The following is a 13327-nucleotide window of genomic DNA, read 5'->3' on the forward strand; positions in this document are numbered from 1 at the left end:
GTGATGCAAACACGTATTCAGGTTGGTGAAGCGCCTTTCAGCGTGGGTGACGAGTATGCCTGGCTTGCCGATGGCGATAGCGAAGGGGCGGTCGTCACTTTTACCGGCAAAGTGCGTAACCATAACCTTGGTGACAGCGTCAGCGCATTGACGCTGGAACATTACCCAGGCATGACGGAAAAAGCGCTGGCGCAAATAGTCGAAGAGGCCCGGCTGCGCTGGTCGTTGGCGCGGGTCAGCGTGATTCATCGCATCGGGGCGCTCTACCCCGGTGATGAAATTGTGTTTGTTGGCGTCAGCGGTGCACACCGTCACGCGGCCTTTGATGCCGCACAATTCATTATGGATTACCTCAAAACCCGCGCGCCTTTCTGGAAGCGTGAGGCCACGCCGCAAGGCGACCGCTGGGTGGATGCCCGCGACAGCGACCATCATGCCGCCACACGCTGGTAGCCGCGGCTTGTCAGATAACCGTGGATGATTGTGTAGCGAGGGGCATTGATTGCCATCGCTACATGATAAGCGGCATAACCCATCGCACTTCAGATAAAAAAACACAACAAAACAGGCTATTATTAAAAACACGAAAAAAATTTGTTAAAAAAACGATTAATAAGAATTATTTTTATTTCCATTTCTGTGCAACGATAATAGGCTCGCGGTAAACATTCCGCCTAACCGCTTTATTGTCATACAGTTAAAAAGGATAAGGGTATGAAACGGCGTATTGCTTCTCTGTTCCCCGCCACGTTGCTGGCGTCTTCTCTGGTGTTAGGTTTTTCCTTTGGCGCGCAGGCAGAAGATGACGGCATCGTCATTTACAACGCGCAGCACGAAAATTTGGTGAAGTCCTGGGTTGAGGGGTTCACGCAGGACACCGGTATTAAAGTCACGCTGCGTAATGGCGGTGACAGTGAGCTGGGTAATCAGTTGGTGCAGGAAGGCAATGCCTCTTCGGCCGATGTGTTCCTGACAGAGAACTCGCCGTCGATGGTGCTGGTGGATAATGCCAATCTGTTTGCGCCGCTGGATGCAGACACCCTCTCACAGGTGGAGCCGCAATATCGCCCGTCGCACGGCCGCTGGATTGGCATTGCCGCGCGCTCGACCGTGTTTGTCTATAACCCGGAAAAATTTACCGAAGCCCAACTTCCCGCCTCGTTGATGGATTTGGCTAAGCCGGACTGGAAGGGCCGTTGGGCAGCATCACCGTCGGGCGCTGATTTCCAGGCCATCGTCAGCGCGATGCTGGCGCTTAAGGGTGAAAAAGCGACGCTGGAATGGCTTAAAGCCATGAAGGCTAACTTCACCGCTTACAAAGGTAACAGCACGGTGATGAAAGCGGTGAATGCCGGTCAGATAGACAGCGGCGTCATCTACCACTACTACCCGTTTGTTGACGGGGCGAAAACCGGTGAAAACAGCAAGAACGTGCGTCTGCATTACTTCAAAAAGCAGGATCCGGGCGCATTCGTCAGCATCTCCGGCGGTGGCGTACTGGCTTCCAGCAAGCACAAACAGCAGGCGCAGGCGTTCATCAAATGGATTACCGGTAAAAAAGGCCAGGAGGTGCTGCGCACCAACACGGCGTTTGAATACGCCGTGGGCGTAAATGCCGCGTCTAACCCGAAACTGGTGCCGCTGAAAGAGTTGCAGGCACCGACGGTGGATGCCGCCAGCCTGAATGGCAAAAAAGTGGTGGAACTGATGACCGAAGCAGGGCTGCTGTAATGATGCAACGCAGGGCGGGAGTACGATAAAACCGATGGCAGACATGGAGTGGAAAACGGTGCGGGCAGAAGCAAGCCAACCGGTGCGCTTGCGGCGTCGCTCGGGCCGCATGAGCAGCAGTGGCCTGGCCTTGTGCGCCGTGCTGCTGTCGTTACTGGCGTTATTGCCGCTCGGCTTTGTGGTGGCGATCACCCTCAATACCGGTTGGCAAACCATTCAGGCACTGGTGTTTCGTGCCCGGGTGGGGGAGCTGTTATTCAATACCGTGTTGCTGGTGGTTATCACCTTGCCGCTCTGCGCCCTGCTGGGGGTGGCCCTTGCCTGGCTGACCGAGCGCACCACGTTGCCGGGTCGTCGGGTGTGGTCACTGTTACTGACGGCACCGCTGGCGGTGCCGGCATTTGTGCAGAGCTATGCCTGGATAGGCGTACTGCCGGGTATGCATGGCCTGAGTGCGGGCGTGTTTGTGTCGGTCATCGCCTATTTCCCGTTCATCTATCTGCCGGCAGCCGCCGTGTTGCGGCGTCTTGATCCCGGTCTGGAGGATGTGGCCACCTCACTTGGCACCCGGCCCTGGGGGTGTTTTTTCGCGGTGGTGCTGCCACAGTTACGTCTGGCGGTCTGGGGCGGCTCATTACTGATTGCGCTGCATTTGCTGGCGGAATATGGTCTGTATGCCATGATCCGTTTTGATACCTTCACCACCGCTATTTTTGAGCAATTCCAGTCAACATTTAATGGACTGGCGGCCAACATGCTGGCCGGTGTGCTGGTCGTTTGCTGTCTGGCGCTGTTATGGCTCGAGTCGCTCAGCCGGGGCCGGGCACGTTATGCCCGCGTCGGCGCAGGCAGCGCCCGCAGTCAGTTACCTTGTGTGCTAACACCCGGTAAGGCGCTGATGAGCCTGCTGTTACCCGCGGTGGTGACACTGCTGTCCCTCGGCGTACCGCTGGCAACCTTGACACGCTGGCTGTGGCTTGGCGGTGTAGCGGTGTGGCAAAACCCGGATCTGTGGCCCGCGTTATCCCAAACACTGTGGCTTGGCGTGTCAGGTGCACTGCTGGTGACGCTGTGCGCCTTCCCGATGGCCTGGCTGTCGATACGGCATCCCTCGCGGCTTTATCGGTTGCTGGAAGGCTGCAATTACATCACCAGTGCGCTGCCCGGTATTGTGGTGGCACTGGCGCTGGTGACGATTACCATTCATACCCTGCGCCCGCTATACCAGACCGGGTTCACGTTGTTGCTGGCCTATGTGCTGATGTTTATGCCGCGCGCGCTGGTGAATCTGCGCGCCGGGGTGGCGCAGGCTCCGGTCGAGCTTGAGAACGTGGCCCGCAGTCTGGGGTGTTCACCGATGCAGGCGCTCTGGCGCGTTACGCTGCGCCTGGCGGCCCCGGGTGCCGCGGCCGGTGCGGCGCTGGTGTTTTTGGCCATCACCAATGAATTAACCGCGACACTGCTGCTGGCACCTAACGGCACGCGCACGCTGGCAACCGGTTTTTGGGCGTTGACCAGTGAAATTGATTATATGGCCGCTGCACCCTATGCACTGATCATGGTGGTGTTATCGTTGCCATTAACCTGGTTGCTCTATTCTCAATCTAAACGCACGGCAGGTTTATGAATACGCTTGAACTTTTTGGCATCAGCAAGGCGTTTAACGCCACGACGGTGCTCGATAACATTGCCTTGCAGGTCGCGCCCGGCAGCCGAACCGCGATTGTCGGGCCGTCAGGGTCAGGCAAAACCACGTTGTTGCGCATTATTGCCGGTTTTGATGCGCCAGACCGTGGAGTGGTGCGGTTGCAGGGGCAGGTGGTGGCGGATGAGCATCAGTGGATACCGGCACACCAGCGAGGTATCGGCTTTGTGCCGCAGGATGGTGCACTGTTTCCCCATTTTACCGTGGCGCAAAACATCGCCTTTGGCCTTGGCGGCAGTAAGGCTGAAAAACAGCGGCGGGTGGATGAGCTGATGGAGCGGGTGTCACTGGATAAGCGTCTGGCCGCCCGCTGGCCGCATGAGCTATCCGGTGGCCAGCAGCAACGGGTGGCGCTGGCGCGCGCGCTGTCACAGCGCCCGGCGCTGATGCTGCTTGATGAGCCTTTCTCCGCGCTCGATACCGGCTTGCGCGCCGCAACGCGTCAGGCGGTGTCGGCCCTGCTGGCGCAGGCAGGCGTGGCGTCGATTCTGGTCACGCACGATCAGGCCGAGGCGCTGTCATTTGCCGATCAAGTCGCGGTGATGCGTCAGGGGCAACTGGTACAGGTTGGCACACCCCAGTCGCTCTATTTACGACCGGTAGACGAAGAAACGGCAGCGTTTCTGGGCGATACCCTGGTGTTGCCTGCCCAACTGCAACACGGGCGTGCTCACTGCGTGTTGGGGGCGGTGGCCGTCGATGATAGGCATTTCCACGGTGACGGACGCATTATGTTGCGCCCGGAGCAAATTCACATCACGCAGGCCAGCCCGTCATCGTCGTCACCTCAGGCAACGGTGGTGGGTATTGAGTTTGCCGGTTTTGTCTCCACGCTGCGCCTGCGTCTTGGCGAAAGCGGCCAGGTGATTGAGCTTAAGAGCATCAGTCGGGAAGACGTGGTGTGTGGCAGTCTGGTTAATGTGCAGGTGGCCGGGCTGGCGCACCGGCTGGATTAAGCGGGTGCGGCCTGGCCGGTCATTCAGACAAGGCAGGACAACAAACCATGAGGCGTAAAGTCCCTCGTTGTTGACCTGTGGCTTGTTGCTGACGGCGTTTTTTTCTTGGTATGCGGTGTCCCCCCCCAACAGGGACGAATGGCCCTGTTGGGAGTTAAGAGTGGGATAATGATATCGGGGTTATCAGGGGTCTTGCGATTTTATTCGCGTAAGCGTTGGGCGATGAGCGGGGAGCCAGCCCACCATCGATGGAAAGCGTTTAAGGAAATGGAACACCAGCACATTTTTTACCACCTGCCAGTAAGTGCGTTTAGGCAAGGCTGACGGTTCAACGCGCACCGAGTGCTGTTCCATCAGCTCGCAGAGATGGCCACGCAGTTGTTGATTAAACGCCCGGTCATGAATCACGAGATTGGCTTCCAGATTCAAGGCCAGGCTGAGCGGGTCAAGGTTACTGGAGCCGATGGTTGTCCAGTAATCGTCTTGTAGCGCCACTTTGCTATGTAGCGGCTGGCGGCGAAATTCATAAATTTCCACCCCGGCCTTCACCAGCCACGGATAAAGTAACCGCGCTCCGACCAACACTATCGGGATGTCCGGTTGCCCCTGAATAACCAGTTGCACTCGCACGCCGCGTCTGGCGGCATTGCGCATGGCGCGCAACAGCCGATAGCCGGGGAAAAAATAGGCATTGGCTATCACCACCTCGCGCCGTGCCCGGCGCAGCATCTGCACATAGTGGCGCTCGATATCACGCCGGTGCTGGCCATTATCACGCCAGATGAACAGCGCCTGTGCATTACCGGGGTGCGGGTTACGGGCCGGGCGGCGAAAACGCTGTCGCCAGCTGCCGTGTGGCTCCTCATCATGCGCCAGTGCAGCCAGCACAAAGCGGTTGATGTCATCCACCACCGGGCCGCGTATTTTGATGGCATAGTCCTGCCTGGCCTGCGGGCCGTAATCACTGCGGTGATCGTCGCAATAATTGATGCCTCCGACCCAGGCCGTTTCGCCGTCTACCACCACGATTTTACGATGCAGACGTCGAAACAAATTGGTTTGCATCAGCCCGAGCAGCGGTTTACGTGGGTCATAGAAGTGAACGCGCACGCCTGCATTAACCAGCGCGCGCAGAAACGGTGGCGATAATTCATGTGAGCCGTAGCCGTCGGCGGTGACATCAACACTGACACCGCGCTGTGCCGCGGCAATCAACACCGATTGCAACGCATAACCGACGTTGTCCTCACACCAGATGAAGGTTTCCAGTACCACCCGGCTGTGCGCCTGCGCAATGGCGCTAAACACGCTCGGGTAGAATTCATCACCGTTGACCAGCAGTTCTATCTGGTTGCCATCACGCCAGTCCGTCTTCATAGCTGCATCTCTACCGCCAGCGGGGCATGATCCGACAAATGTAACCACGGCTCGTGCGGCAACAGTGTCGGGATAAGGGGGGAGGCGTTACGCACATAGATGCGATCGAGGCAAAGCACCGGGAATCGTGCCGGAAAGGTGCGTGCGGGTTTGCCAAAATGGGCGCTGAACACCTCCGTCAGCCCGGCGCGCTGGTGCAGTATGGCCCCGGCTTTGCCTTGCCAGTCATTAAAATCACCGGCGACCACCAGCGGGGCCTGCGGTGGCAAGGTGTCGATAAAATCACACAATAGCTGCAGTTGCTGCTGACGATGTGATGTACCAAGCCCGAGATGGACGCACACCACATGCAGGTAGAGCTCCCGATTAGGCACTTTGACAATACAATGCAACAGGCCGCGCTGGTCGTCGGTGGCATTCTCCGTATCAAGATGGTGATAGCTGAAAATAGGGAAACGCGACAGCACGGCATTGCCGTGTTCACCTTGCGGGTAAATGACGTTGCGGCCATAGGCCTCATCATTCCACAGCGTGTGTGCCAAAAACTCGTAGTGGGATGTGTCCGGCCAGTTTTCCACCTGTAAAGGGTGGGTTGCGTGGCGGCCCGGCACCTCTTGCAAACAGATAATGTCGGCGCGCACCGCGCGCACGGCTTCACGCAGTTCCGGCAGGATAAAGCGGCGGTTCAGTGTGCTAAACCCACGGTGAGTATTGAGGGTCAGGACGGTGAACGAAAACGCCGATGACGGTGACAAGACAATATCCATAGCGCTCCCTCGTGGCCAGATAACGCAGTTTTCAGTGTAGCTGGTGGTGCGAAAAACGCCGTGTGGGTTCCGCTGTTGTTGGCAGAATGTTATACAACGGGTTGATATCCATCATAAACCGGCTTTTTCGCCAACAATCTTAAGGATAACCGCGGCACGATAGATAAAAATTCCTCGAACAGTCGATTTTCTGTTAGAATCGCGCGCAGTCATGCACCGTAGTTTGTGCCCATTCATGCGGGTTTATCGTTGCCAGGTGCAAACCTCAGCGCCGCGCCAAACCCATCTGTTGTCACCCTAAAAACTGCACCGACGAAGGTCGGGTAGGGTGGTTCTGGAGTTGTTCTCTTTATGTCTTTTGAATCTCTCGGCCTGAGTGCCGATATTTTGCGTGCGGTAGACGAGCAAGGTTATCGTGAGCCTACCCCTGTTCAGCGTCAGGCTATTCCGGTGGTACTGGAAGGCCGTGACCTGATGGCCAGTGCCCAGACTGGCACCGGTAAAACCGCCGGATTTACCTTGCCGCTCTTGCAATTACTGAGCCAGTCACCCGCGCAGGCCAAAAGCCGCCGCCCGGTGCGCGCACTGATTCTGACGCCGACCCGCGAACTGGCCGCACAGATTGGTGAGAATGTGCAGGATTACAGCAAATATCTCCGGCTGCGTTCGCTGGTGGTGTTTGGTGGGGTCAGCATCAATCCGCAGATGATGAAGCTGCGTGGCGGCGTCGATATCCTTATCGCCACGCCGGGTCGGCTGCTGGATTTGGAGCACCAAAACGCGGTGGATTTGTCGCGGGTGGAGATTCTGGTGCTCGATGAAGCCGACAGAATGCTCGACATGGGCTTCATTCACGATATTCGCCGCGTGCTGTCAAAGCTGCCGGCTAAGCGGCAAAACCTGATGTTTTCCGCCACCTTCTCTGATGAAATCAAAACGCTTGCCAGCTCGTTGCTCAATAACCCGGCGTCGGTGGAAGTGGTGCGCCGTAACACCCCTTCAGAGCTGGTGACGCAGCATGTGCATTTTGTGGATAAAAAACGCAAACGCGAACTGCTTTCACACCTGATTGGCCAGCAAAACTGGCAGCAGGTGCTGGTGTTTACCCGCACCAAACATGGTGCGAACCACCTGGCCGAGCAGTTGAATAAAGACGGCATTACCGCTGCGGCGATCCACGGCAATAAAAGTCAGGGGGCGCGTACCCGTGCGCTGGCAGATTTTAAAGCCGGTGATATTCGGGTGCTGGTGGCAACGGATATCGCCGCCCGTGGGCTGGATATCGACCAGTTGCCGCATGTGGTGAACTATGAATTACCCAACGTGCCGGAAGATTATGTCCACCGTATTGGCCGTACCGGCCGCGCCGCTTCGACCGGTGAGGCGCTGTCGCTGGTGTGTGTCGATGAGCACAAATTGCTGCGTGATATCGAACGGCTGTTAAAACGTGAGATCCCGCGTATTGCAATAGCCGGGTATGAACCAGACCCGAGCATCAAAGCGGAACCTATCCAGAACGGTCGTCAGGGTGGCCGCGGTGGTGCGACACGTCAGGGTGAACGTGCGCCGGGTGCCCGCACATCGGGCCCGCGCCCGCAAGGCGGGCGTGAAGGAACGGCGTCGCGTTCATCTGGCGAACGCAGCGGGCCACGCCGTGACGGCGCAGCCAAACCGGCAGGCCAGCGGCCGCAGGGTCAGGCTGCCCGCCGTCGCCCGCCGCGTAAACCGGCCACCAGCGCCTGATTTTTGCCGGTACACGCCCGCCGGTTGCGCGGGCGTGTGCCACCTCTTGCTGATTTTCTGCCCGTTCATTCCCTGTCTGTTTGATGTGCCTATTCCTGTTTTTGACTGTGCAAAACGGCTGGCACAGGTTGCTCGCGCGGGCGATAGAACATCACCGCGTTGCCGAGCAAAATGAGCACCATTCCGGTAATGGCATTGCCATGCCATTGATACCCTTCGTAAACCGTTGAGACGGACAACGCAACCAGCGGGAACAATAAGGTGGCATAAGCGGCCTGACTGGCACCGATGCGGCCAATCAGCGCGAAATAGGCACCAAAACCGATAACGGAGCCAAACAGCGACAGGTAAAACAGCGAGCCGAGGTAGCGCAGTGAGAGGTCTGGTGCAAAGCGGTAGCCCAGTATCGCGGCTATCAGGCCCATCACCAGCGTGCTATAGAACATGCCCCAGGCGTTGGTGGTCATGATGTCGCGCCCCTGACGCTGGTGTTGGGTGCTTATCATGTTGCCGAGCGAAAAGCCGTAGGTACCCAGCAGGCTTAAGCCAATGCCCCAGAGCTGCTGCGGATGACTGTCAAGGTTCAGCAAGTCCTGCCAGAACAGCAACACCATACCCGTGAGCCCTAATGGTGCGGCCAGCATCACGTTACGTTTAAAACGGGTGGCGAAAAACAGTCGGCCGTTCAGGGCATTAAACAGTACGGCCATCGAAAAAATCACCGACTCCAGTCCGCTTGGAATGAAAGCAACGGCGTGATAAAAACACCAGAAGTTGAGGCCAAACACGGTCACGCCTTGCGCCAGGCACAAGAGGTGCGCCCGCGTGCTCAACGGGCGCAGGCGGTCTGTGAGCATCAAAAATGCCATCAGCAGTGATGAGGCGATGGCAAAGCGCCAGAAAATAGACACCTCGGCGGCCATGCCGCCTTGCTGTAGACTGATGGCAATCCAGGTGGTGCCCCAAATCAGCACCACGGCACAATAAAGCACAGCATTCATTTTTATACTCCCGATATCATCCTGACCTGACTATAGCCGTGCGCGATGGTCAATACTGTCAGCATGTTGCGGTGAGTAACAAAATCTTGCGGTTTTTGAAGGAGGGGGAATGAAATCAGCGAGCGCCAATCATTACGATGCCTTTGAGGTATTACAGCATCACAAAACCCGGCTGGAGCAGACGGTGACGCTCGATAATCAGGTGCAACTGGCGCTCTGGCAGAATGCGCACGACCGCGTCACGCTGGAAAATACCCACCATCACACCCTGAGCATGTATGTGCAAGAGGGCTATGAAAGCTACCACAAACGCCCGGATGGCTGGTTTAACGGCGGCGCGCCGGGTCGTTTTTGCCTGATGCCGCAACAGAGTCAGTCTTCCTGGGACATTCGCGGCAGCCTGCGGTTTATGCACTTCTACTGTACTGACCGCCACCTGCGGCATCTGGCGGAGCAAACCTGGGATCGCAGCCCGGCATCCCTGCATCTGGATGAGCGCATTTTCGTGGCCGACCCGCCATTACAGGCGTTGTACCAGCATTTCTTACTGGGTTGCGACTGGGCAGATCCGGCCAGCCAGCTACTGCTCAGCTCCACCTCAACGCTGGTGATGTTGCACATGGTGCGCCACTACAGCCAGCCGCACTGGCAGGCCCCGGCCAGCCGGGGCGGGTTGGCTCCGGCCGTGTTGCAACGGGTCAAGACGCGGATTGAGGCACATCTGGCCGACGGGCTGACGCTGGCCGAGCTGGCGGCAGAGGCCGGGTTGAGCGAATTCCATTTCGCGCGGATGTTCCAGCACAGTGAGGGTGTCAGCCCGCATCAGTATGTGATGGCGCGACGGCTGGAGCAGGCGAAACACTGGTTATGCCACAGTCAGCGCTCCATCACCGAGATAGCGCTGGGCTGTGGTTTTAGCTCATCGAGCCATTTCAGTCAGCGCTTTCGCGCACAATATGGCATCACCCCGTCGGCACTGCGCCGCCAGCACTTAGGCTGAGTGGCTGGCCGCTGGCGTCTGTGCTGCCAGCAGGCACAGCGTGTGTGCCACCTGATACGATTTCACGAACGAAGGCAGCGGCAAAAATTCAAACCGCGAGTGGAAATTATGCGCACCGGTGAAAAAATTCGGCGTCAAAAATCCCTTGGCTGACAGCGCCGCGCCATCGGTGCCACCGCGCATCGGGATAACGTTCGGCGTAATTGACAGGGTGTTCATGGCGGCAAACAGCAGCTCAAGCGCACGCCGGTCATCGCCCAGTGCGTTGCTGATATTGCTGTAAATATCGGTGATGGTGCAGGTTATGTTGCCGGTTGGGTAGCGGGCGGCAATCTGTGCGGCGACATCGCGTATTTGCTGTTTCCGCTGGGCAAAACCGGTCAGGTCGAAATCACGGATTGACGCTTTCAGCACCGCGTCGCTGGCGTTGGCATGGATATCGTTAAACCAGACGTAGCCTTGCCGGCCTTCGGTGTGCTCCGGGGTGTGCTGGCGGTCAAACTGGCTGATGAAGTCATGGGCCATCAGAATCGGGTTCACCAGCACGCCTTTGGCTGACATCGGGTGCGCCGTCACGCCGGTAAAGCGGATTTCCGCAGCGGCGGCGTTAAAGTTCTCGTACACCACTTCGCCCAGCTCGCAGCAGTCGATGGTATAGGCGAAATCGACATCGAAACGCGCCAGATCCAGCGCCTTGGCCCCTCGCAGGCCAATTTCTTCATCCGGCACGAATGCTACGACAATATCGCCGTGCAGCGGGGTATCGCGCAGATTTTCCAGCAGGGTCATCACCACGGTGACAGCGGCTTTGTTATCCGCCCCCAGCACGCTGGTGCCGTCGCTAAACAGGATCTCCTGGCCAAGATAGGGCAGGATTTCCGGGTGCTCGCTCACGCGCAGCCAGATGTCCAGCTCCGGGTTCAGGCACAGGTCTTCGCCGGTAAAACGCAAGATTTGCGGATGAATATCCGGTGACAGGCCGACATCCACGGTATCAATATGGGCGATAAAACCAATGCGCGGCGCGGCTGGCATGTTGCCGGGCAATCGCGCGGTGACGATGGCATGGTCATCAACCCTGACCTGACTAAGCCCCAGCGTGCGCAGCTCTTCTGCCAGCAATTGCGCCATCGCCTGTTGTCCCGGCGTGCTGGGTAAGGTGGTCGCGCTCGCATCGCTTTGGCTGGTGACTGCCAGATAGCGAGAGAAACGATCGGTCAACTGGCGCTCCAGGTTATGACTCATAGCAGATCCTTATTAGTAAACCGTGTGGGATATTCGGTATTGTTTCTGAACTCGATGTTTCTGAAATAAATATTTCTGAAATAGCTGTTTTTAAACCGAATCAATGACGTCGTTTTACGCAGCGAAGACCACAGAAGTCAATAAAAAGTGAGGAGAGGGATGAAGCACGCCATAAGACACACCCTGATGCGCAGCGCGCTTGCCAGCCTGATGCTGGCTGCCAGTGCGGCGGCATCAGCCAGTACGCTGGTGTACTGTTCGGAAGGTTCGCCGGAAAATTTTAACCCGCAGCTCTATACCTCCGGCACCAGCGTCGATGCCAGCGCGGTGCCGGTCTATAACCGGCTGGTGGATTTTACCGTCGGCACCACGGAACTGGTGCCAAGCCTGGCCGAGCGCTGGGAAATCAGCCCGGATGGCACGCAATACACCTTTCACCTGCGCCGCGGGGTGAAATTTCACCACAGCGCCCAGTTTACTCCCAGCCGTGATTTTAATGCTGATGACGTCATCTTCTCGTTTCAGCGCCAGCGTGACCTGAATCATCCCTACCACAACGTGTCCGGTGGGACATACGCCAATTTTGAAAGCCTGTCGTTACGTAGCCTGATTACCGCTATCGACCGGGTGGATGATTACACGGTGCGCTTTACCTTAAGCCATGCTGAATCGCCTTTCCTGGCCGATCTGGCCTGGTATTTCGCCTCGATTTTATCAGCGGAATATGCCGGGAACATGCTCAAGGCCGGTACGCCAGAGAAAGTCGATTTGGAGCCGATAGGTACCGGGCCATTCCAGCTGGTGCAGTATCAAAAAGATGCGCGCATTTTGTATCAGGCTTTCGCCGACTACTGGCAGGGCAAAGCCAGCATCGACCGGCTGGTCTTTAGCATCACACCGGATGCGTCGGTGCGTTATGCCAAACTGCGCAAAAATGAGTGTCAGGTGATGCCGTTTCCGAATCCGGCGGAACTGGCGGAAATGAAAAACAACCCCGACGTGACACTGATGCATAAAGCCGGTTTGAATATCGGTTTTTTGGCGTTTAACACCCAAAAAGCGCCCTTTGATAACCTGAAGGTGCGTCAGGCGCTGACGCTGGCCATTAACAAACCGGCCATCATCGACGCCGTCTTTCAGGGCACCGGAACGGTGGCGAAAAATCTGCTGCCGCCCGGCGTGTGGAGCGCCGCCGCTGACCTGAAGGACGATGAGTACGACCCGGAAAAAGCCAAAGCACTGCTCAAGGAGGCCGGGCTGGCGGAAGGAACCGCTATCGATTTGTGGGCGATGCCGGTGCAACGGCCCTATAACCCGAATGCCCGGCGCATGGCGGAGATGATTCAGGCCGACTGGGCGAAGGTCGGGGTAAAGGCCAATATCGTCAGTTATGAGTGGGGCGAATACCTCAAGCGGGTCAAAGCCGGTGAGCATCAGGCGGCATTGATGGGCTGGACAACTGCCACCGGCGATCCGGACAACTTCTTCGGCCCGCTGTTTACCTGTTCTTCCGCCAACGGCGGGTCTAATTCGGCTAAATGGTGTTACCCGCCGTTTGATAAGTTGATTACCGATGCCCGCGCCGAGCCGGACCCGCAAAAGCGCACGGCACTCTACCGTCAGGCACAGTTTATGATGCATGAACAGGCTCCGGCGGTGATGATAGCCCATTCGACCATTTTTGAGCCGGTGCGCAACACCGTGCGAGGTTATGAGATAGACCCGTTCGGTAAACACATTTTCTATCCGGTGAAGCTTGAGCAGTAAGCCTGCGTGCGGGCACGGTAATGATTGCGCACCGC

General features: G+C 57.5%; 11 protein-coding genes. 7 read left to right on the plus strand and 4 right to left on the minus strand.

What is annotated here, in order from left to right; translation table 11 throughout:
- Positions 1–3 precede the first annotated feature (3 nt).
- The 4 genes from moaE (at position 4) to DAQ1742_RS07455 (ending at position 4392) form a co-directional block, all read left to right on the plus strand.
- Complete coding sequence (gene moaE / locus DAQ1742_RS07440; RefSeq protein ID WP_035342704.1) at positions 4–453, plus strand: molybdopterin synthase catalytic subunit MoaE; 450 nt, start codon at positions 4–6, stop codon at positions 451–453.
- Positions 454–714: 261 nt separating this feature from the next.
- Positions 715–1731, plus strand: a complete 1017-nt coding sequence (locus DAQ1742_RS07445) for an iron ABC transporter substrate-binding protein (protein WP_035342703.1) — start codon at positions 715–717, stop codon at positions 1729–1731.
- A 109-nt stretch (positions 1732–1840) separates the two neighbouring features.
- Positions 1841–3358: an ABC transporter permease gene (locus DAQ1742_RS07450; RefSeq protein WP_232046651.1), complete on the plus strand. Its 1518-nt coding sequence runs from the start codon at positions 1841–1843 to the stop codon at positions 3356–3358.
- The gene (locus DAQ1742_RS07455) at positions 3355–4392 is read left to right on the plus strand and encodes an ABC transporter ATP-binding protein (RefSeq protein WP_035342701.1); all 1038 of its coding nucleotides are present in this window, start codon (positions 3355–3357) and stop codon (positions 4390–4392) included. Before DAQ1742_RS07450 ends, DAQ1742_RS07455 begins: the two co-directional genes overlap by 4 nt.
- Positions 4393–4575: 183 nt before the next feature.
- Here DAQ1742_RS07455 and clsB read toward each other — a convergent pair whose 3' ends face one another.
- Both clsB and DAQ1742_RS07465 read right to left on the minus strand, forming a co-directional pair.
- Positions 4576–5769 carry a cardiolipin synthase ClsB gene (gene clsB / locus DAQ1742_RS07460; protein WP_035342700.1) on the minus strand — a complete coding sequence of 398 codons (1194 nt, stop codon included), beginning with the start codon at positions 5767–5769 and terminating at the stop codon, positions 4576–4578.
- Positions 5766–6536, minus strand: a complete 771-nt coding sequence (locus DAQ1742_RS07465) for an endonuclease/exonuclease/phosphatase family protein (RefSeq protein WP_067487138.1) — start codon at positions 6534–6536, stop codon at positions 5766–5768. Before DAQ1742_RS07465 ends, clsB begins: the two co-directional genes overlap by 4 nt.
- Before the next feature lie 351 nt (positions 6537–6887).
- Here DAQ1742_RS07465 and rhlE point away from each other — a divergent pair, with 351 nt between their 5' ends.
- Positions 6888–8279 (plus strand): ATP-dependent RNA helicase RhlE, encoded by a 1392-nt coding sequence (gene rhlE / locus DAQ1742_RS07470; RefSeq protein ID WP_035342696.1) that lies wholly within the window; start codon positions 6888–6890, stop codon positions 8277–8279.
- Positions 8280–8368: 89 nt separating this feature from the next.
- Here the strand turns inward: rhlE and DAQ1742_RS07475 are convergent, their stop codons facing one another.
- On the minus strand, positions 8369–9280 hold the full coding sequence (locus DAQ1742_RS07475) for a DMT family transporter (RefSeq protein WP_035342694.1): 912 nt from the start codon (positions 9278–9280) through the stop codon (positions 8369–8371).
- Between the two features lie 109 nt (positions 9281–9389).
- Here DAQ1742_RS07475 and DAQ1742_RS07480 point away from each other — a divergent pair, with 109 nt between their 5' ends.
- Positions 9390–10280, plus strand: coding sequence for a helix-turn-helix domain-containing protein (locus DAQ1742_RS07480; protein ID WP_035342692.1), 891 nt, complete (start codon positions 9390–9392; stop codon positions 10278–10280).
- Here the strand turns inward: DAQ1742_RS07480 and pepT are convergent.
- A complete protein-coding gene (pepT, locus tag DAQ1742_RS07485; RefSeq protein ID WP_180706273.1) occupies positions 10272–11525 on the minus strand; it encodes a peptidase T in 1254 nt (417 codons plus the stop codon). The genes DAQ1742_RS07480 and pepT overlap by 9 nt on opposite strands.
- Positions 11526–11711: 186 nt before the next feature.
- Here pepT and DAQ1742_RS07490 point away from each other — a divergent pair, with 186 nt between their 5' ends.
- Positions 11712–13292: an ABC transporter substrate-binding protein gene (locus DAQ1742_RS07490; protein WP_371327846.1), complete on the plus strand. Its 1581-nt coding sequence runs from the start codon at positions 11712–11714 to the stop codon at positions 13290–13292.
- Positions 13293–13327: the final 35 nt, after the last annotated feature.

The sequence above is a fragment of the Dickeya aquatica genome, from assembly GCF_900095885.1.
GTDB lineage: Bacteria > Pseudomonadota > Gammaproteobacteria > Enterobacterales > Enterobacteriaceae > Dickeya > Dickeya aquatica.